Here is a 22,172-nt window from a genome sequence, read left to right as displayed (position 1 = left end):
AGAATAGAAAGTGCAAAACATTCTGCCTGAAGGAACCCCATGAGCACCGCAATCAACGCGCCCGCAGCGCATCTCGAAGCCGCCGCCAAGGCAGCCGGACTAACCCTCACCTCCATCGAGCCAGGCACGGACTTCTCCGGCACCCCCACTACGCGCGCCACCGTCGCGCTGGCCTCCGACCCAAGCAAGACCCAGACGGTCGAACTGAGCGAGGCCTTCGACGCCTCGAATCCGAAGTTTGCCGCTGAACTTGCGACCTTCTTCGCCGAAGCCGCGCTGCGCCTGCGCAATCCGCACCCGGATGCCTACCTGACGCTGCATGGCCTGCCGCTGACCTTCCGCAAGTTCGCCTGGCCGTTCCACGGATCGACCTCGGGCGCCGATACCTACATCGTGCATGGTGAGATTCACCTGGCCGACGGCAAGGAGAGCCTGCTGCACGCGAAGGTCTCAGCCGCGCTGACACAGACCTTTGCCGAGGTCGTCGCAGCCCTGGAGCAGCCGTTCGCCGAAGGCTTCATCACCAACGCCGTGCGCAAGACGCTCGATCAGGGCCAGTTGGAGCTCGTGAAGAGCGGCAACCGCCAGCCCGTGCCCGTGACCACGCGCTACTACTCGATGAAGCAGCAGCGCTTCATCTTCAACGACACCAACGAGAAGCAGCGCCACGACTACCTGGCAGCCAAGGTCTTCTGGCTGAGCCATGTGCTCGGCGGCGGCGCTCCCGTGTGGATCGCCGATCCGCGCGATGCCCAGTACTTGAACACCACTACGGCTGAGCTGAAGAAGACCGCTGCCCTGCTGGTGCAGGAAGGCCTGGTTCTGCTCGAAGGCGATGGGGAGTGGGCCACGGCGACCGACACTCTGCGCAACCAGGAAGACAAGTATCGCGCTGAGCTCGAAGAGGCGCTGGTCTTCATCAAGCCCAGCTTCAACGAAGACATGCGCGCCGGCCATACGAATATGTAGTTCAGGTCTCAGCTCAAAAACCAAGTACGGCCCTCTTCATTGCAACGAAGAGGGCCGTATTGTTTTCAAGCCTTGCTTTCAACCACCCCCTTGCCAACCAGAAAGGCAAAACCTAAAAAATCTATTGAATGACACTCCTTAGCCCTCCAAAAAGAAACTTCCGCAATCGATACGGGTCGTAACTAAAGAAGGCATGGTGGAGGTTTCACCGGAACTGCGGGAAAACACGGAGAGGTTCAATGCAAATATCTGGAAAGCTTACAACTCTTATGCTGGCGAGCATCCTGCTGACTGCCACCGGCTGTAAGCAGACGCAACATGCTGCGCCTGCTCGCACGGACCAACAGATCGCCAGCGACATTCAGGCGAAATTGGCATCGGAAAGCACGCTGCAGGGTCAGAACATCCATCCTGCCGTGGCCAACAGAGTTGCCACGCTGAGCGGCATCGTCAGCAACAACGATGTGCGCACGCTTGCGGGCTCTGATGCTGGATCGATTGACGGAGTAAAAACGGTTGTCAACGACCTTGTCCTCCCATCCGATCAGGCGGAACTATGCACCCCCGCTCCTGTTCGAGTGCATCACTCTATCAGGCATACCAGGAGACAGCCGGTCATGACCGCCTCCGTTACGGAACCGCTGCCGCCTGCTCCCCCACCGCCAGCCCGGCCAATGTTTGTCCGGCCAGTCCCGGTTGTTGTCGTGCCTCCACCGCCTGCGTTTTATCCAGGGCCGGGAATCTATCCGTATCACCGAGCCTGGCGCAGGGGATGGGTACGTCCGGGACCGCGGGTCGTCTATGCAAGACCGTATTGAGGAGCCCCGTCCAGCGTAACGCCGCACAGGTCCGGCAGCTTACCCGTCGGACCTGTGCAGAGCTTCCCTAAGCCACTGTCTCCAACGCTTGCACCCGTTGCCACTGCGTCTCATCGACGACAACACCAAGCCGCAGGCTCTCTTCTCTCGTAGCCAGCGTGCCTTCCCCTGGATATCGCGCAGGCTTACCCGGCTCAATCGGCGTTGCGGCATGCAGAGCCTCGATAGCTCCCTGCGCGATAGTGTTCAGTTCCTCCATCGAAGACATCGATTGTGGCGCAATGGCGAGGAAGACCTGAGACTGCCCCACCTCTTTGAGAGGATCGGTGTCGATCTGGTGGGCCGACCTGCCGCCCGCCAGCATCGCCGCCAGAACATCCAGCACAAACGACAGACCCGAGCCCTTCCAGAGGCCGATCGGCAAGGACCGCTGCGAGCGCTCGATCGCAGCAGGATCGCGTGTCAGCACCCCGTGTTCGTCAAAGCCACCGTCAAACGGCAGTTGTGCTCCGCGTTCGCGATACGCAGCCAGCGTTCCGTAGGAGTACTGCGACATCGCCATATCGAGCACGATGGTGCCCGCAGGCGTACGAGGAACCGCCAGCACCAGGGGATTGTTGCCGAGTGCGGGCGTCGTCGCGCCCCACGGAGGCAGGTTCGGCAGCGTGTTGGTCCAGCAGAGCGCCGCCAATCCAGCCTCGGCAGCCTGCCAGCCAAAGGCTCCTCCACGCTGCCAGTGGGTTGTGTCGCCGAGCGCGACGGCCCCAAGGCCATGCTCCGTGGCAAGCTCCATTGCGCGGGCCATGGCTGCGTGTGCGGCAAGATTTCCCGGCCCTCGATGCCCCGTCCAGCGTTCCATTGCGCCAAAGCTGGCGATACACTCCGGCTGCGCCAGCGGGTCGACGCTGCCGTTACGCACCATCTCCGCGAAACGCGGCAGCCGTGCGATGCCATGAGTTCGCACACCATCGCGGTCGGTCTCAGCGGTAAGCCGCGCGGAGAGAGCGGCGCGTTCGGGCTCCAGACCGAGATGCAGCAAGACACGCTCGAGGGTGTTGCGAAGTTCGTCAAAAGGGATGCGGATCATGGGTTTATTAGAGCAGTTTCGGCAGGGTGGCAGAGATGCCGTATGTTGTCTTTGCTTTTCTGGTTGTCATTCCGAGCGGAGCGCGGAATGACAACCAGAAGAGCAAGAGCAAAAGCAAAAGCAAGAGCAAAGGCAAGAGCAAAGGCAAAAGCAAAGGCAATGCTTCTCTGCGCTATTTCGGGAACGGATCTAAAACAGCACAGACCACAACCAGCGATAAACTTGAAACAAGCACGCGATAGCGCGGAACAGCCGCGACTTGAAGAGGTACTGTTGTGATTCGAACAAGACTGGCGGCATGGCCGCTCAGGTTAGTGATCGCTCTCCTTCCCCTGTCCTGCATTACAGCTTCACTGAGCGCACAGACGAAGACACCGTCCACCCTGCCTGTCGTGATGCTCAGCGATATTCACTTCGATCCTTTTCACGATCCCGCCAAGCTCGCGGAGCTGCGCACGACCCCGGTGAAAGAATGGCCCGGCGTGTTGAACGCGCCCGACTCCCCCACCCTGGCCGCCGATGAGGCCGCACTGCAAAAGACATGCCCAGTCCGTGGCATCGACACACCGTGGACACTGCTGCAGTCGAGCCTGAAAGAGGCCTATCAACGCCAACGCGAACCGCTGTTTGTAACAGTGAGCGGTGACCTGATCTCGCACAGCTTCGATTGCCGACTGCACTATCTCGCGCCGGGAATCAGCGAGAAGGAGTACAGCGAGTTCACGACGAAGACAGTCGCATTCGTTGCGCTGGAGCTACGCTGGGCCTTTCCCGGCACACCGGTCTACATCGCGCTCGGCAATAACGATTCAGGTTGCACCGACTATCACGAGACACAGGACAGTGCGTTCCTGAAGAGTACTGCCCAGAGCTTTGCGACAGACGTGATCGATCCCGCCAACGGTAAGAAGTTGCTGAGCGAGTTCTCCAGCGAGGGCGACTATAGCGTTACGCTACCGAAACCGATGCAGCATACGCGGTTGATCGTGCTGCAGGATATCTTCGAATCGAAGAAGTATGAGACCTGCGGTGACAAGCCGGATGAGGCAGCTTCGGACACCCAGACCAAGTGGCTGCACACACAACTAGCCGCAGCCCGTGCCGCGCACGAGAACGTCTGGGTCATGGCTCATATCCCTCCCGGAATCGATCCCTACGCTACCTTCTCGAAGGCCCGCGACGTATGCGCGGGGCAGAAGCCGGAGACATTCCTCAGCTCCGGAAAGCTTGCCGAGACCCTCACGGAATTCCCCGACACGGTCAAGCTGGCAATCTTCGCGCACACCCACATGGACGAGATGCGCTTATTGCGCTCCTCCACGGAGGGCTCCGTTGGAGCTATTCCCGCCAAGCTCGTTCCCTCGATCTCGCCGGTCAATGGCAACAATCCGGCCTTCACCGTAGCGCAGGTAGAGCCGCGCACGGCCATCCTCAAGGACTACGCCGTCTACGCCGCGGACAATCAGACCGGCATCGCGACAAACTGGAACGAGGAATACCGTTACTCTTCGACCTACGGACTGCCGGACTTCTCAGCGAAGTCTGCCGAGACCCTGACCTCCGAGTTTCTCGCCGACAAACAAGGAAGCACTGCGCATAGCAGTGCTTACCAAAACTTCTTTTTTGTCGGACTCTCCAGCTCCGGCGTTAGTGCCAGTCTGAAAGCCGCAGCCCTGCATCACCTCTGGCCCGCTTATGCCTGCTCCATGACGCAGGATAGCGAGGCAGGGTTCCGAGCCTGCCTATGCCCGGCGAAGCCCTGACCGGTTTGGCCCCCAAGCTATTGACCCAAGCTGCTAGCATTGCAGATTCGTATGGAGTGCGATTCCTCGATGGCGAATACAAACACTTCCGCAGGCACCAGGCTACGTGAGGCCGTTGCAGCCGAACGGCCCTTGCAGATCGTCGGCACCATCAACGCGTACCACGCACGCATGGCCGAGCGCGTGGGGTATCGCGCGCTGTATCTCTCCGGCGGAGGCGTCGCCGCCGGTTCGCTGGGCATGCCCGATCTTGGCATCTCCACCATCGACGACGTGTTGACCGATGTGCGCCGCATCACCGATGTGTGCTCGCTGCCACTGCTGGTCGATATCGATACAGGCTTCGGCGGAGCCTTCAATCTCGCGCGCTCCATCCATGCACTGATCAAGGCCGGAGCCGGGGGCTGCCACATCGAAGACCAGGTGCAGGCCAAGCGCTGCGGACACCGTCCGGGCAAGGCCATCGTCCCAGGCGAAGAGATGGTTGATCGCATCAAGGCAGCGGTCGATGCCCGTACGGATGCGAGCTTCGTCATCATGGCGCGCACGGACGCTCTGGCGAGTGAAGGCCTGAATGCCGCGCTTGACCGTGCTGCCGCCTGCGTCGAAGCGGGTGCGGACATGGTCTTCCCCGAAGCGGTCACGGAGCTAGTTCAGTATCGTGCGTTTGCGGAGCGTACACGTGTTCCGGTACTGGCCAACATCACGGAGTTTGGCTCTACACCTCTGTTCACGCTCGACGAACTGCGCAGCGCGGACGTGTCTCTCGCGCTCTATCCGCTCTCTGCCTTTCGCGCGATGAACGCCGCCGCGCTCAACGTGTACCAGCACATCCGCAAGGACGGCACACAAAAGAACGTGCTCGACACCATGCAGACGCGCGCGGAGCTCTACGATTTCCTGGGCTATCACGCGTATGAACAGAAGCTTGACGAACTCTTCAGCAAGGAAAAGAAAGCATGAGCACCGAAACCACTCCAGCTCCAGCATTCAAGCCAAAGAAGTCCGTAGCGCTTTCGGGCGTGCCTGCGGGCAACACCGCGCTCTGCACCGTGGGCCGCAATGGCAATGACCTGCACTATCGCGGCTATGACATCCTCGAACTGGCCGCAAAATGCGAGTTCGAAGAGATCGCCTACCTGCTGCTTTACGGCAAGCTGCCAACAGCGTCAGAGCTCGCAAGCTATAAACAGCGGCTGCGCGGAATGCGTGGGTTGCCGCAGGGTGTGAAGACTGCTCTGGAGCAGCTTCCTGCGAGCGCACATCCGATGGACGTGCAGCGTGTAGGCGTCTCCGTGCTCGCAACGCTGGAACCCGAGCCGCAACCGCACACCCCCGAGAGCGCGCTGCGCATCGCCGATCGTCTGATGGCCTCGCTCGGCTCCATGTTGCTGTACTGGTATCACTTTGCGAAGAGCGGTAAACGCATTGAGGTAGAAACCGACGACGACTCCATCGGCGGACACTTCCTGCATCTGCTGCACGGCAAGCCGGCCAGCACGGAGTGGGTGCAGGCGATGCACGTGTCACTGATTCTCTACGCGGAGCACGAGTTCAACGCGTCCACCTTCACGGCCCGCGTGATCGCAGGCACGGGCTCGGATCTGTTCTCGGCCATCGCCGGGGCTATCGGCGCGCTGAAGGGACCGAAGCACGGCGGAGCGAACGAGGTTGCTCTGGAGATTCAGCAGCGCTACAGCTCTCCCGATGAAGCCGAGCGGGATATCCGCGCGCGCGTTGCGAACAAGGAAGTCATCATCGGCTTCGGGCATCCGGTCTATACGATCAGCGATCCTCGCAATGTGGTCATCAAGAAGGTCGCGCATGACCTCTCGGCGACCGCGGGAGATCTTGCGATGTACGACATCGCGGAGCGGCTTGAGACGGTGATGTTCGAGGTGAAGAAGATGTTCCCGAACCTCGACTGGTTCTCCGCGGTGGCGTATCACGTGATGGGGATACCGACGGCGATGTTCACGCCGATCTTCACCATAGCGCGCACCAGCGGGTGGTCGGCCCATGTGATGGAGCAGCGCGCGGATGGCAAGATTATTCGGCCGAGTGCGAATTACACAGGGCCGGAGGATGTGAAGTTTGTGCCGATAGCGGAACGCGAGTAAACCGCCAGCACCTAAAAAACAGATTCCCTGCGGGAATGACAGAAAGAAAAGCAAAGGTAGAAACACCTTTTATGTCCAGCCATATCTCCAACGTCCGCCCCGAGTTCGACCAGCCCCTCATCGACATCGTCGACTACGTGCTGAACTACAAGATCGAAAGTCCGCTCGCCTACGAGACCGCCCGCTACTGCCTGCTCGACACGCTCGGCTGCGGCCTGCAAGCGCTCGACTTCCCTGCCTGCACCAAGCTGCTTGGCCCGCTGGTGCCGGGGCTTACGATGCACAACGGTGCACGCGTTCCAGGCACCGGGTACGAGCTTGACCCTGTACAAGCGGCCTTCAACATCGGCACGATCATTCGCTGGCTCGACTTCAACGACACGTGGCTCGCCGCCGAGTGGGGACACCCTTCGGACAACCTCGGCGGCATCCTCGCGGTCGCCGACTGGCTCTCGCGTAACGACAAACGGCTTACGATGCGCGACGTTCTGACCGCCATGATCAAGGCCCACGAGATTCAAGGCTGCCTGGCGCTCGAGAACTCCTTCAACAAGGTCGGACTCGATCACGTGGTGCTGGTAAAGGTCGCCTCCACGGCGGTCGTCGCGCAGATGCTGGGCCTACCCCGCGAGCAGATTCTCAATGCCGTCTCCCTCGCCTGGGTCGACGGCCAATCGCTGCGCACCTATCGCCACGCTCCGAATGCAGGCTCGCGCAAGAGCTGGGCGGCGGGTGATGCGACCTCGCGGGCGGTACGGCTCGCCCTGATCGCGCAGACCGGAGAGATGGGTTATCCCTCCGTGCTGAGTGCGAAGACCTGGGGATTCTACGACGTCAGCTTCAAGGGTCAGCCCTTCAAGTTTCAGCGGCCCTACGGCAGCTACGTGATGGAGAACGTGCTCTTCAAGATCTCGTTCCCCGCAGAGTTCCACTCGCAGACTGCCGTGGAAGCCGCGATGACCCTGCACGCGCAGCTGGCAGCCATGGGCAAGACCGCAGCCGACATCAAGCGGGTCACCATCCGCACGCACGAGGCCTGTATCCGCATCATCGACAAGCAGGGTCCGCTGAATAACCCCGCCGACCGCGACCACTGCATCCAGTACATGGTGGCCGTGCCTCTGATCTTCGGACGCCTCACCGCCGAGGACTACGAAGACGCCGTCGCACGCGACACGACTTGGGGTCCGCGCATCGATGCCGTGCGGGCGCGGATCGTCTGCGTCGAAGACCCGCAATACACCGCCGACTACCACGACCCCGAGAAGCGTTCGATCGCCAACGCGCTCACCGTTGAGTTGAGTGACGGGACGGTTCTGCCCGAAGTAGCCGTCGAGTACCCTATCGGTCACCGGTTGCGGCGCGGCGACGGCATTCCCCTGCTGCTGGATAAGTTCCGGCAAAACCTCGAGCGCCGACTCTCGCCTGAGGCCCAGCAGAAGATCCTCGCGGCTTCATCCGAACAGGCGAAGCTCGAGGCGATGCCGGTGGACGAGTACGTAGGACTCTATACCGTCTGAACAGATTGAATTTTCAACGGTATTCACTACGAATCATGCTAGTTTGAATTCCGGGAGCCCCTCGAAGTCCATGCGCAAGGCCACAATCGGTATCTCTGCCGCTCTTCTCATCCTTGTGATCGGCGGCGCGGGCTTTGCTCTCTTCAGAATCAACTCAACCCTGCGGAGCACCCGCCAGCGAGTGGACACAGAGGGCAACCTGGCCTTCGATCTGCTGGCTCTGGATAGCTCTTCCTCGGGTACACAAAGCCCCCAAGGCGGCTTCGAACCTCTGCCCTCTCCCAACAACGCCGTCGCTGGCGCGTCCTTCCGCGGCAAGCTTTACCTGGCTGGACCGGGAGGGCTGGCCGACTACTACAAGCCGGATGCACCACCAGAGCTGCTTCAGGCCGGCCGGGATCTTCCCTCCGCGGCGATCACCGCCCTCGCCACAGGCAGGCTGCACGGCGGCGGAACCGTAAAGTATCTGTTCGCGGCCACGCATGGGGAAGGCCTGCTCCTGCTCCCCGACGATACGACGAAGCCTATACAGCAACTTCGAGCTTCAGACCCCACAGCGCGAGACATCACCGCGGTCTTGTCTCTCGCCTCGGGCGATCTGTTGATCGGCACGCGCAGGGCGGGCTTGCTCCTCTACAACGGCAAGACGTTACGGCTGTTCAAGCCCGAGTTCGCAGGACTCCCCATTACCGCACTCGCCGGAGACGAAAGCGACTTCTGGGTGGGGACGCGCACCAGGGGCGTATGGCACTGGCATGCCGGTCAACTGGATACCTTCAACCAGAGTGCAGGCCTACCCGACCCGGAGGTGGAAGATATCGTCGTCGGCGCGGCAGGAGTCTTCGTCGGCACACCGCTGGGGGTCGCCGAGTTCACGAATGGCCGTCCCGCCAGGGTGCTCGCACAGGGCTTGTTCGCGTACTCACTGGCGCTCGATGAAAACATCCTGATGGTTGCGACCATCGACCAGGGCCTGCATGAGATCGACTTGAGGCCGCGCCAGCCTCTGCATCAGCCATCGGCAGACGAGGGCCTGAATCACGCGCGCCTCTTCACGGCGGACGGAGCCTTGTTTGCGGTCGGCGACGGCAAGGTGCTGCGCCACGGACGCGGCGGCATCAATGGAGACTGGCAGACGATTATCTCCGCGCCGCCGCAGTCGCTCGCCGATCGCAACGTTACCTCGCTGAACTTCGCGCCGGATGGCCGCCTCTGGATCGGCTACTTCGACCGCGGGGTCGATGTCCTGAACCTGCAGAACGGTCACGCCGAACATATTGAGGACGACCACGTCTTCTGCGTGAACCGCATCGTCACCGATCCTCTGCGGCAGACGATGGATGTCGCCACCGCGAACGGCCTGGTGCTCTTCGACCCCGCCAAGACCACACCAACAGAACGGCAGGTACTGTTACGCCGCGACGGCCTGATCGCCGACCAGGTAACCGATATCGCCTTCACCCATGAGGGCATGACGGTCGCCACCCCGGCCGGGATCACGTTCTTTACTCCGTCCGGAGCGCAGAGCCTCTATGCCTTCCAGGGGCTGGTCAACAACCACGTCTACACGCTGGCCGCGGACCGAACCAATGGACACCTGCTGGCCGGGACGCTGGGAGGCATCTCGATCCTCGACGACGAAGCCGTGCGCCAGAATGTGACCCTGAAGAACTCCGGGCTGAAGCGCAACTGGATTACTGCGATCCTGCGAGTGCCGGAGGCAGGCGCAGCCGACACGTGGTTCGTCGGCACCTACGGCGGAGGCATTGTCCAGATGGACGCTGCCGGACACATCACAGCCATGGACGGCGCAACGACCTCTGCCGTGATCAATCCCAACGCAATGCTCGCAACAGCGCAGCACGTCTTCGCGGGCAGCCTCGACGACGGCCTGCTGATCTACAACCGTGCCTCGCGTCGCTGGTCGCAGATTACCGCTGGGCTTCCATCAAAAAATGTGACGGCGTTCGCAGAAAGCGACGGCGAGCTTTACATTGGAACGGACAACGGAATCGTACGGATCGCTGAAGCGAGGCTGCCATGAAGGATTACCTCCCGAGCTTGACCTCTCGACCGAAGCAGCGCGGCACAGCGGCTTTCCTGATGGCTCTGTTGTTTGCGGTGCCTGCCTTCAGCCAGTCCGGGGTGCTGCTCCCGAGGGACAAAGATAAGCCGGACCCGGCGGTGCTCTCGCTGGAGGAGATGACCGTCAACGTCGTCATCGACGACGGCGACGCCCGTGTCTCCGTGACTCAGATCTTCGCCAACCACTCGAAGGAGATTGAAGAAGGGACCTACGTCTTTGCACTGCCTACCGGCAGCACGGTGTCGGACTTCGCGACGTGGGATGGCCCGGTTCGCATTCCCGCAGTGGTCCTGGAACGCAAGCGTGCCGAAGAGGTCTATCAGCAGGCCCGCGCGCAGGCTATCGATCCGGGGCTGCTGGAGGCGGGCGAGCGCGATGGCAACGACCCGAAGGAAGACTCGACCTTTACCGCGAAGATCGTGCCGATCCCCGCGTTCGGCACGAAGCGGCTGGAGCTGGAATACCACCAGGTGCTGCCGGTCGATCGTTACAGGCAAGGCTTCGTGCTTCCGCTGAAACCGGCACAGTACCAGGTGCAGACGGCGGCGCATCTCAAGCTGCGGTTTGAACTGCACTCCACCCAGGCGTTCGACCACTTCGCGCTGGAGAGCAAGGCCTTTCCACTGCAGTTCAGCCAGCAGGATGCCCATACGGTCGTCGGCACATGGGAGGGCTCCAACGTCTCTCTCGGGGAGGACTTCCACGCAGCGTGGCAGCTCGACGCGCGTTCTTCCGATAGCCTCTCCGTGATCGCCTTCCGCAATCCCAATCCGGGACTACCGTCGCCGGATGAGACCTCGCCCAAACCGCGCCAACCGGAGCCGGGATTCTTCCTGGCGCAGACACTGATCGCTCCGCCGGTTGCGGCGGCTCCCACCCAGACGGCTCCACGCGACGTCGTTCTCCTGCTCGACACCTCCCTTTCGATGCAGTGGGACAACCTGGAACGCAGCTTCGCAGCGCTGCAGGCCGTGCTGTTGAGTTTGAAGCCCGCCGATCACTTCTCGCTGCTGCTCTTCAACCAGGACGTTACCTTATTCAAGCCCGAGCCCCTGGCAGCAACCCCCGAGGCCGTGCAGCAGGCCCTGGACTTCGTGCGTGCCAGCAAACTGCGCGGCGGCACGGACCTGGGCAAAGCGTTGACTGCAGGACTGGCTCAGGCGAAGCTGCCGAACTCCAGCCTGTTCCTGTTGACGGACGGCAACTCGGATCGCGGGACTACCGTCATCACGGGCAAGATTGCCACAGCCTATGCGCAGCAGTGGAAGCAATCTCCGACGCATCCGCGCACGAACATCTTTGCCGTAGGCGATGACGCCAACCTGCCCCTGCTGAAGCTGCTGGCACAGAATGACGGCGTGCTGGAGAACGTGCTCGCGACCGAACCTGTCGAAGCCAAGCTCAACACCTTCCTCGCGCATAGCACCTCGCACCCGGTCGGCGGCCTGCACCTCGACATCTCGCCGTCGAGTGCAATTCATACCGTCTATCCTCTCGATGACTCGGTCTATGCGGGCTCCATCGCAGCATGGGTCGGCGACTATACGGTCCCCGCGAAGCAGGTCACCTTTACAGCGCATGCAGACCGTGGCGACAAGCCCTTGAATGCCACAGCGAAGATCGATCTGCCCGCCGAATCACTCGAGCACCCGCAGCTTCCGAGGCTTTGGGCCCAGGCACGCGTGAATGCGCTGCTCGACCAGATTGCGCGCGACGGAGAGACGCGCGCGGCCATCGACGAGATCATCGAGCTCTCGCGACGCTACAAGTTCGTCACACCGTATACCTCGTTTCTTGCAGTGCCTCGGTCGTTGCTGCGTCCGCGCGTCATCCGGCCCGGCGACCCGGTGCTTCGCGTTCACACCGATCCGGCGATCACCTCGGTCATCGCGCTGTTTCCCTTCGGGCTGACGCAGCCGCTGAGGCACATCGCCTCGGAAGACCAGCAGAAAGGCTCTGACAGCGACCGTCTGTGGGAGACACGCTTTCTCGCGCCGACCGACATGCAGGACGGCACTTACACGGTGCGGCTCATCCTGCGTGACCTGAAGGGCAACACCTACGCCGAGCAGAAGACCTTCGTCATCGCCTCGACACCTCCTGCCGTGCGCGTGAAGCTGGACCACACGCGCTTTCATCGCGGCGACGCGATGCTCATCAAGGCTGGGGCTACCGCCACAACACGAACGCTGACAGCACGGCTGCAAGGCGCGATGCCGGTCGATCTCCGCTGGAACAGCGCAGCGGCCGCCAGCACCGGAGAGATGCGCATCCCGGATACGCTCGCCCCCGGCTCCTACACGCTTTCGGTAACGGCCGAGGACATCGCCCACAACGTCGGCTCGCAGGAGGTGCAGATTGAAGTGGTCCCGTAATCGCGCAGTCTGCACAACGGCCGTGCTGGGCCTCGTCGCCGCAAGCTTCTACGCGCGCGCGGAACTGGCTCCGTGGCTGCAAAGCGTTGTCTCCGGTTCGGACATTGAAGCTGCACTCTATCGTGCAATGGAGCTGCCTGGGGTGCGAACGCTCTATCCCCGGCCGCCGGCTGAGGCACACAATGGGTTGAACGGCCTGCTCAAAGGCAAATCGGACGCCGCGCAGCTTTATGCTTTGCGCGCCCACACCGAGGAACAGGCGCTCGACTTCAGCGCCGCCGAGCAGGATTGGAAGGCCTTCGTCGCGCACGCAACCGGGAAGCAGGCAGCGGAGTTCGAGCTCGCTGACTTCTACCATCGCCGCGTCCAAGGCCCGCAGGAGATTGTGGCACTGGAGCAGGCCGCCACTTCTCCCGCTGCCGCTGGAGAAAAGTTCATCGCGGCCGACAAACAGCAGGCATGGCAGGCCTTTGCGCGAGCCCTCACCGTCGCACAGGAGCAGGCGCTTGGCGACGATGCCACCACGGGCATCTACAAGACGTGGATGGCCCGCTATCCCGCTGAACCCGCCGTACGAGCGGCCTTCGTCAACTCGCTGATGAAGAGGCGGCGCTATGACGAGGCCCAGCAGGCCGTCGCGGAGTACCGGACAGCCTTCCCTCAGGACCAGATCTTTCCGATCAAGGCTTCGGCACTGGTAGCGCTGCAACAAGGCGATACCACCGCAACCACCAGGGCACTCGCTCTCTTCGATAAGGCTTACCAACCCCTCTGGCCCACGGAGCTGGTGCAGAGCTACTTCCAGTTGCTCGCGGCGACCCACACGCAACACACCATGCTCGCCGACACGCGTGCCCGGCTGCTCTCGAACCCCGATGACTACAGCGCAGCCACGCGCCTCTTCCACTACTACCAGCAGCAGGGCCGCAGCGATGCGGCGGCAAACGCACTGGCCGAGTACGGTGCCAGCAAAGACAGCCGCCATGCAGCCTGGTCCGCCGACGAACTCTTCACCTTCGCCACACTGCTCGACAACGCGACGCAGTATGAAGAGGCGGCGCGCTACTACTTCGCACTCGCGGGCACGCAGGGACATCTGACCACAACAACACAGGCGCCTGAAGAGGTCGGCCTTAGCGGCATCATCCGCATTCTGCTGACCGCACCGGAACGTCCCATCGATCTGGGCTCAGGCAACCTTTCGATCTATCGCGATCTCGCAACCGTCGACCAGGGCCCCGGCTATCTCAATGGCGTGCTCTCTCTGTGGTTCAACTCCGCCAACCCTTCCGCGGAGTTTCACGACGAAGAGGTAAAGGCTACGCCCTACTTTCATCGCGCGAAAGCAGCTGAGTTGCTGGCCATACTCGACCAGCGCTTTCCTGCATCGACCGCCAGGCCAGCACTGCACGCTGCCCTGATTCGCGCTTACACCAGCTACGGCGAAGACGCTGCAATCCAAAAAGCAGGACAACAGTTTCTCGCGGACTTTCCCCACGCCAGCGAACGGCTCGAAGTTGCGTTAGAAGTAGCCGACGCCGATGCCCGGCAGAACGACACGAAGTCGGAGTTCGCGCTGTACGACAATCTGCTCACCGAGCTTGCAGGCAGCCTTCAAGGCATGCCGCTAACGGCAGCAGGAGCAGTGGCAGTACCTGCGCCCGAAGCTCCAGCGCCCGACAGTGACACGACAGACAGCGCGCCAGTCCCCGCAGCTACCGCCCAGGCGAGCGCTGTACTGAAGCCATCGCTCGCTATGCCTGTAGCTGCGCCTGCGACTACCGCCACGGCAGAAGCCTATCGGCAGATTCTTGACCGCTATCTCGGACGGCTCACAACGGCCAACCAACTACCCACAGCCCTTGCTGTCCTGCGACACGAGCTTGACCGCAATCCGAACGATCCTCTGCTCTACGCAAAGCTCGCGGACTTTCTGCAACAGAACAACCTCGCAGCAGAGCAGGAAGCGGTCTATCAGCAGGCGCTGGCGCGTTTCAACGACACGACCTTCTATGACAAGCTCGCGCGCTTCTACCTGCGCCAGAAACGCCAGCAGGACTTCGACACGCTTACGCGCAAGGTCGTCGATATCTTTCAAGGCACGGAGCTTGAACAATACTTCGGCAACGTCACGAGTAACTGGCCCCAGGCCTATCTGCAACTCAACCTGTATGCGCACAAGCGCTTCCCTCACGATCTGACCTTCACTCGCAATCTACTGACCGCATACACCTCAAAAGACACCGCCGATTCTGCCGCATGGGAACAGCTCATCCGCGAACATTGGCAGGAGTCGCCCGAACTGCAGGCGGAGTTCTTCGACTACCTCAGCCGAACGAACAAGCTCAATGCGGAGATGACCGCACTGCAAGCGCTTGTGCCTGCGGCTGCGGCGCAGCAGCAAAATCCCGCAGCAACACACGAGCTGGCGCAGTTACAGCTTTGGCAGTCGCACTTCGAGCAGAGTGCTCCGCTGTTAGAGGAGCTGGCCCAGGCGTATCCTGCCGACGCCTCGGTCGGCGAAGATGCGGCCAGCATCTTCCGTTCGCTGGCTTACTATGATCCCGCGCAGATTGAGCGTGCTGTCGCCATCGAGAAGCATCTCTCGGAGGCAGATCCCACAAACCTCGACAGGCTTGCAACCATCGGCGATATCTACGCCGACAGCACCTCGGCCAGCCTGAATCTCCCCGTAGACCATCAGCTCGCGCAGGCCGCGCCCTACTGGAAGCGGATGAGTACCGTGCATCCCGGCATTTCCGACGGGTACCTGCAATCCGCGACCGTCTTCTGGGATTACTTCCAGTTCGACGAGGCCATCGCGCAGATCGAGGCCGCACGCAAACAGTTCAACAATCCAGCGCTCTATGGCTACGAAGCCGGCGCGATCTGCGAGAACAAGCGCGACTTTTCGCGAGCGATTGCGGAATACGTGCGCTCGGCAACAGCACAGAACACCGATCAATCGTCAGCGGACGAGTCGGGCTTCAGCGCACGCGGGCGGCTGCTGACGCTGGCCACGCGCCCCGAGACAGCAGATCTCGTCGACCAGGAGACAGAGCGCAGCGCCACACAACATCCCACGCTCGAAGCGTTGAAGCTGCGCATCGATATCCTGCAAACCCGGCAACAGACCTCCAGCATCGACGCACTCGTACAGGCCGCTATTCAGAGAGCGGCCAACGTGGACGATGCGGCGCAGCTCGTGGAGCTTAGCCAGAACAGCCATCTTCCGCAGGCCTACCAGGCGGCCCTGCAACGCGAGATCGCGCTGGCTGTTGATCCCGTGCAGCGCATCGAGCTGCAGTATCAGCTGGTGCGCGCCTATGAGGACCAGAACGATATCGCGGATGCACAGCGCCTCATCGAGGCCGTCTACAAGGACAACGCGAAGATCCTGGGAGTGGTTCGCGCGACGACCGACTTCTACTGGAACAACAAGCAGCAGCCGCGCGCCGTGGCCACCCTGGTCCAGGCCTCGCACGAGGCTAATCCCACACTGGCGCACAACTTCACGCTGGAGGCTATCGCCAAGTCGAACCAGAGCGGCGACTTCGTAGGCGCGCGGACTTTACTGAAGCCATTGCTCGCCAACAATCCCTACAACGCGCAGTATCTGGCGCTGACGGCAGACAGCTACGCACTCGCGCACGATGCAACAGGGCTGCGCGACTTCTACGCGGCCACCCTTGCCTCCCTCAAGAGCGCTCCGCTGAATGCGCAATTGAGTGCACTGGATAAGCGCGACAAGATCGCGCTCGTGCGCCAGGGCATGATCCTGGCCCTGACCGACCTCAAAGACTATAGCGGCGCTCTCGACCAGCACATCGCACTAATCAGTGCCTTCCCCGAGGACACGAACATCCTGCAGAACGCGGCCTCCTATGCGCGGCTGCACAGCCGCGAACCGCAGCTCGTCGCCTTCCTCAACAAGGCGGTCGCCGACTCGCCGCGCGACTCGCGTTTTGCCATCGACCTCGGCCGCGTGGACGTGCTCTTCGAGGACTACGACGGTGCGCTAGCTGCCTACTCCAAGGCGATTGCGATCCGCAAAGATCGGCCAGACCTCTATATCGCGCGCGTCGATATCGAAGAGCATCAACAGTCGTACGAGGCCGCCTGTGCGGACTACGACAGGCTCTACCTGCTGACCTACAAAGACCCGCAGTGGATGGAGAAGGCCGCACTCGCCCGCGCCCGCCAGGGACGCGCCGATCTGGCCGTGAAGGCGCTGCAGACCGCATGGATCGAAGGCCATCCCCCATCTGCGGCCAATAACTTCCGCGTGGCCACCCAACTGGCTGGCTGGGATATGCTGACCGAAGCGCGCAAGTTCGCTGACGAGGGTGTGAAACTCGCCGGCGATGACCTGCTCACCAGTTCCCAGAACGCAGACGGCGCTGTGCAATACGCAGGTCTGCTCGGTCGTCAACGACAGGCTCGGGAAGCACTGGCCCTGCTGAAGAGTGCCCTTGCGGCCTCGGAGACGTCTCCCTCATCACCGGCACTCATCGTCAAGCAGGTGGAAGAAAAGGGCATCGCTTCCGTAACCAACGCGGACTGGCGTAAGCAGCAGGTAGAACAACGCAGGCAGTTTGCGCAGAACACCTTCAGCCGCGCGGTACGGGTGTTGAGTGCAACGGTAGGAGACTACTACACTCCGGAAGAGCAGCTGGCCTATGCTCGCCTACTGGACACGGAGCGTTCGAATCGTCCACTGAAAGAAGTCGTCGAGGTCTGGATTCCTGCAGCTCAATCAGCCGGATTGAAGGACCGTGAGGCTGTATGGCGTCGCGATGTGCTGCTCGGCGGAGACAAAGATCTTGCCCTGGCACAGCTTAACCTCTTCGACACACTGGAGGCGCAGCGCATGGACAACCTCACGCGCGCGCAGACGCTGGATGCCTATGCCGCAACCTTTAGGAGCGAAGAACAGCCGACCGTACTCGAGATGGCCGCAGGCGCCTGGCGTGATGCAGGAAACTTCGAGGCGGAAGCACGCGACCTGCGCAAGCTGGTCGTCAGTCACCAGGGGCAGCAACAGCAGCAACGGCTATTCGAAGTGCTGTTGCTGCACAACCCTGCCGCACTGGTTCGATTGGCCGCCGCAAAGGGCAACTATGCCGATGCCGCAGCAAGCTATATCGTGACAAATGGCTCCAAGGCTTTGGCCTACCAGGTGATTGCTGCGCGCACTGCTGCCAATCCGCCGGTATGGCCCACAGCCATGAACGCGTTGCTGGGCCTGTACTTCGGCGATACCACACCGCGCACCGACGCAGCTTTCCAGACGGTGCTCGCCGATGGAACGATCGGCGAGCGCCTGAAGTCGCAGCCGGGTGCAACCAAACAGATCACCGGCGATTCGTGGTTCTACTACGCCATGCGCTATGGCGTGTGGCGCACACTCGCGGCTAAGCCCGACGCCGACACGGAAGAGTATCTGCCCGCCGGACTTGAATTCATGCCGCAGGGCAGCATTAGCTACATCGCACTCGCACAAGCCTATGTCGATGCGCACAAGTACGATGCTGCCATCGCCGAGTATCGCCATGTGGAAGAGCTTGCCCCGGAAGACCCTGAACCCAACCGGGCGATGGCGGAGATCCTGTGGATGGAAAGCCATCACGACGAAGCCCTCGCCGAGTGGAAGCAGGCGCTCGCGAAGCTGCGCGCCATGGTGGACGAACAATCTGTGCCGGAGAGCTTCTGGACAAACTTCACCAGCATCGCAAACGATGCGCGCGAGTATCAGATCGGACCACAGCTAAAGCCAGGAATGGACGGTGTCCTCGCGCCCTACATCCGAAAGAACGGAAGCTATCGCTCGACCGAGCTATTGCACGCGGCTTATGTTGCATTGGAAAAAGTGAGCGCCACGGAAGCCACCGATTGGGTGCTGGCACTGGCGGCGGACACGACCGACCAGCGCGCAATTCTTTCCAGTCTGACGGATGAGACCTGGTTCCCTCGCGCGCAGTTCGGCGGTATCTATCGCCACGAGCTGGCACTGGCTCAGGCCGAAGCGCAAGCCGCGGCCGCAAAGTCGAAGGGCACTGAGGACGACGGCACACAAAGCGTGCTCACCTCCATCCAACTCAAGTACCTCAAGTGGCTCCTGCAACAAGGACAGATCACAGAGGCGCAGCGCCTGCTCGACAGCATTCCTGCTGCCCAGCGACAAAACGAGGAGATGCAAACGATCACCCTGCTGCTGGCGGCACGCCAGTCGCGGCTCCCGCAATGGATTGCGGACTACCAGAACGATCCATCGCATGCACCTGCGCTGGCCACGCTCTCCAGTGTGGCGAATCAGCTTCGCCTGAAACAGGACAGCGCCAACAGCCGCCTGCTGCTCGAGTATGTCTTTCAGCAGAAGACCGCACTGCAAGAGCTTGCGGCGCCGGATTATCTCGCACTGGCGGAGGCACGGCTCGCAACCAACGATGTGCCCGGCGCTCTCGATCTGCTACACAGGCTCACGCTGCAGGGAGACCTGTACGAAAACCTCGACACCGCCGCCGCTTTGTTGATGCGCACAGGCCATGTGGCTGAGGCACTGCCTTTGCTGACGAAGCTAGCAAACGGCAATCCCTGGGACTTCGACTATCGACGGCGGCTTGGCGAAGCACAGTTTGCGAGCAAGCAGGATGCGGCAGCCGAAGCAACACTGAAGGCAGTGGCGACAAGCGACAACTCTCCTTACGACGACAGAGCCAAGGCCGCTGAGGCGCTTCGTGCCATCCCCGGAACACGCAGCTTCAGCAGCGCGGAGCTGACACAACTGGCGAACGCAACGCCAGGCACACCACAGGCAGACCAGCCCTACTTTCTCTATGCACACATGAGCGCGGCCGCGGCCCTGCCCATGGCACAGCGCGGCACGCTGCTGCGTGCAGCCATCATGGATGCACCGACTTCTCTGCTCGATCAGTTGCGGCTCGATATCTTCACCGCCGAAGTTGCCGCGAACCAATACGAGAAGGCCAACACTGCCGTTGCGCCGCTCCTCTCGGAGAACCCTTCTCTACGGACAGCGCCGTCGGATGAAAGTACAGAGGTGAATTCCGAAGAGCCCACAACGGAAGATTCAAGCGCAGTGGGAACGCAGGCTGCGACTCTTCTCACCCAACCGCAGGACAAGCGCGACTTCCTTCTCGCACTGGCGACGATGGAAGAGCATCTCTCCGAAGAGCAACAGGCGATCGAAGATCTGCAGACCGCCGCTCAACTCACCGAGGACAAGGTGCAGCAGTCCAGGATTGAGAGCCGCATCAGTTCGCTACAAGAACGCCTGAACGTAAAACAAGAGAATGCCACTCGTCGGCCAGTCATTCAGACCTCCACTCAACAGGCTGTGCTCGTAAGGCCGCGACTCACGGTCAGCGCAACGAAGGTGCACCCATGATGAAGCGATTCTATTTTGCACTCGCAGCCATGTTGCTCCTCGGAGTCCTGGGAGCCTGCGGAGCCGCGGTCTACACCGCACTTCAATCGTCTCCCCCCGACAATCTGTCCCTGGCTTCCTTTGCCCCGCAGGGTGCTCTTCTGTCGATCGAGTCTCCCGACTTCAAGACCCTGCTCAAATCCTGGTCGAGCTCGCAAGAGGAGCAGCATTGGCTCAAGAGCGACAATTACACGAGCTTTTCGCACTCACGCCTGTTCTCCCGCCTGGGTGAAGCGCAGGACCAGTTCGCTGCCACTGCGGGGTTTCCGCCTGACGCGCAATTCCTGCAACAGGTCGCCGGTGGCCAAAGTCTCTTTGCCTGGTATGACATCGGCAACCTGGAGTTCCTCTACATCACGCGCATGCCCCATGGAGAAGCAGCCAAGACCCCTCTGCTGCAAATGCGCGACAAGTTTGAGGAGCGCAAAGCAGGAGACTCCTCCTTTTTCGTCCGCACCAAGGGCGATCCCGCGCAGACCGTAGCCTTCGCCGTGCATGGCGATTATCTGCTGCTTGCCACACGGGAGGATCTGATTGCCAACGCGTTGCAGTTGATGCAGCAACCCGTGGGCGCGACATTGCAGCACGAACGCTGGTATGCGGAAGCTGTCGCAGCCGTGAAGGAACAACCCGGCGATCTGCGCATGGCTCTGAACATGACGAAGATCGTGCCCTCGCCCTACTTCCGCAGCTATTGGATACAGCAGAACATCACGGAACTCAAGCAATACAGCTCAGCGCTGAGCGATCTCTACCTCACGCCCGAAAGCTTTCGCGAAGAACGCATACTGCTCGCTACAAACCCCGATAAAGAAACAACCAGCGCAGACCTCGCACCCGTGCTGGGATATCTTCCGCAGAATATCGGCGTCTACCGCGCACAGGGTCAGCCCACCTCAGCTTCGATCCTTCATCAGTTTGAAGACAAGCTGCTCTCGCGCAATACCAGCGCCTATCGCGACACACACATCGCGCCGGGAGCCGATCTCTCCACCCCTATCGCTGGAGATACGTCGAACTTTGAAGAACGCATCGACGAGACATCGGTCGTCGTGCAACCTCGTGCAGCTTCTCTTTCGCAATTGCAAGACCTGCTCGCCGCCGCACATCCTGAGGCGATGCTCGTCTTTTCTTCGACGGGCCAGCCAAAGACCCTGGGCAGCGAGACAGTCTTCTCCCCCATTCATACGGCGATGGTCCTCACCTCCTCGGCAGGATGGAACCAGGCTGCATGGCAACAGGCTCTCAGCGCCGCGCTGGCACCGCGACTTACCATCGGTAAGGCTGGGCTCGCCTGGCAGGAACATCACCATGACAATGTGAGCTGGGTAGACCTGAGTGGAATACACGGTCTCGTGCTGGCGATTCAGGGCAATGTCTGCGTGGTTGCCTCTGATGAAGCTACCTTGCTGCTTCTCCTCGAAGCCTCGCATCATGCAGCTTCTGCGCCAAAGAAGGCGACCCTCATCGCGGGCTTCGATCATCGCTCCGAGCGCGAGGGCTTTGTGCGGCTGACCCATCTGCTGGATGGCTCCGGCAGCTCGGCGCAGTCAGGCGGTGGTGATACCCCACCCTTCTTCTCCAGGAACATGGCCAGCCTGAGCAGCACGTTCCAGGATCTCGATGCCGAGACCTTCACGGAGTCGCCCCTGAACAACGGCGTGATACACCAGACCGTTGTCTATCAATGGCGGCACTAGAGCAAAACCAAGGTTGCGCCATCTTTTCGTTCAATCCCCCACAGAGGCGTCATCCTGAGCGGAGCGCCTCGCGCTTTTTGCGAGGTGCGGAGTCGAAGGACCCCGAGGGTTGCAATCTTGCCTATGCTCTTTGCACCGTTTCTACCTCAAGCGCTCGAGCCTAGGCTTTCTTGCTGAAAAAGGTCCCAACAACATGGCGAGATAAAGCTCTTCGGGGTCCTTCGGCTCCGCGTCCCCAAATGCTGGGACGCTTCGCTCAGGATGACGGATCTGTGGCGAAGATAAAG

At 61.3% G+C, this 22,172-nt stretch carries 12 protein-coding genes; 11 read left to right on the top strand and 1 reads right to left on the bottom strand.

Annotation, left to right across the window (positions count from 1 at the left end):
* Positions 1-39 precede the first annotated feature (39 nt).
* Complete coding sequence (locus ACIX8_RS01695; protein ID WP_014263583.1) at positions 40-969, top strand: hypothetical protein; 930 nt, start codon at positions 40-42, stop codon at positions 967-969.
* 239 nt (positions 970-1,208) lie between these two features.
* Positions 1,209-1,787 (top strand): BON domain-containing protein, encoded by a 579-nt coding sequence (locus tag ACIX8_RS01690; protein WP_014263582.1) that lies wholly within the window; start codon positions 1,209-1,211, stop codon positions 1,785-1,787.
* Positions 1,788-1,854: 67 nt separating this feature from the next.
* Here ACIX8_RS01690 and yiaK read toward each other — a convergent pair whose 3' ends face one another.
* Positions 1,855-2,874, bottom strand: coding sequence for a 3-dehydro-L-gulonate 2-dehydrogenase (yiaK, locus tag ACIX8_RS01685; protein ID WP_014263581.1), 1,020 nt, complete (start codon positions 2,872-2,874; stop codon positions 1,855-1,857).
* Between the two features lie 26 nt (positions 2,875-2,900).
* Here yiaK and ACIX8_RS01680 point away from each other — a divergent pair, with 26 nt between their 5' ends.
* The 9 genes from ACIX8_RS01680 (at position 2,901) to ACIX8_RS01640 (ending at position 21,885) form a co-directional block, all read left to right on the top strand.
* Complete coding sequence (locus ACIX8_RS01680; RefSeq protein WP_044175996.1) at positions 2,901-3,116, top strand: hypothetical protein; 216 nt, start codon at positions 2,901-2,903, stop codon at positions 3,114-3,116.
* Positions 3,117-3,149: 33 nt separating this feature from the next.
* Positions 3,150-4,637, top strand: a complete 1,488-nt coding sequence (locus ACIX8_RS01675) for a metallophosphoesterase (RefSeq protein ID WP_014263579.1) — start codon at positions 3,150-3,152, stop codon at positions 4,635-4,637.
* Positions 4,638-4,706: 69 nt separating this feature from the next.
* Positions 4,707-5,600: a methylisocitrate lyase gene (gene prpB / locus ACIX8_RS01670; RefSeq protein WP_014263578.1), complete on the top strand. Its 894-nt coding sequence runs from the start codon at positions 4,707-4,709 to the stop codon at positions 5,598-5,600.
* Entirely contained in the window at positions 5,597-6,757 is a 1,161-nt protein-coding gene (prpC, locus tag ACIX8_RS01665) for a bifunctional 2-methylcitrate synthase/citrate synthase (RefSeq protein ID WP_014263577.1), read from the top strand. Before prpB ends, prpC begins: the two co-directional genes overlap by 4 nt.
* Positions 6,758-6,828: 71 nt before the next feature.
* Complete coding sequence (locus ACIX8_RS01660) at positions 6,829-8,277, top strand: bifunctional 2-methylcitrate dehydratase/aconitate hydratase (protein ID WP_044175992.1); 1,449 nt, start codon at positions 6,829-6,831, stop codon at positions 8,275-8,277.
* Between the two features lie 70 nt (positions 8,278-8,347).
* Positions 8,348-10,321 (top strand): ligand-binding sensor domain-containing protein, encoded by a 1,974-nt coding sequence (locus ACIX8_RS01655; protein ID WP_014263575.1) that lies wholly within the window; start codon positions 8,348-8,350, stop codon positions 10,319-10,321.
* Positions 10,318-12,738, top strand: a complete 2,421-nt coding sequence (locus ACIX8_RS01650; RefSeq protein ID WP_014263574.1) for a VIT domain-containing protein — start codon at positions 10,318-10,320, stop codon at positions 12,736-12,738. The genes ACIX8_RS01655 and ACIX8_RS01650 overlap by 4 nt, the downstream gene beginning before the upstream one ends.
* Positions 12,722-20,146, top strand: coding sequence for a tetratricopeptide repeat protein (locus ACIX8_RS01645; protein ID WP_014263573.1), 7,425 nt, complete (start codon positions 12,722-12,724; stop codon positions 20,144-20,146). The genes ACIX8_RS01650 and ACIX8_RS01645 overlap by 17 nt, the downstream gene beginning before the upstream one ends.
* A complete protein-coding gene (locus tag ACIX8_RS01640; protein ID WP_014263572.1) occupies positions 20,143-21,885 on the top strand; it encodes a hypothetical protein in 1,743 nt (580 codons plus the stop codon). The genes ACIX8_RS01645 and ACIX8_RS01640 overlap by 4 nt, the downstream gene beginning before the upstream one ends.
* Positions 21,886-22,172: the final 287 nt, after the last annotated feature.

The sequence above is a fragment of the Granulicella mallensis MP5ACTX8 genome (genome assembly GCF_000178955.2).
GTDB classification, from domain to species: Bacteria; Acidobacteriota; Terriglobia; order Terriglobales; family Acidobacteriaceae; genus Granulicella; species Granulicella mallensis.
This window is presented reverse-complemented; position numbering and strand designations above follow the sequence as displayed.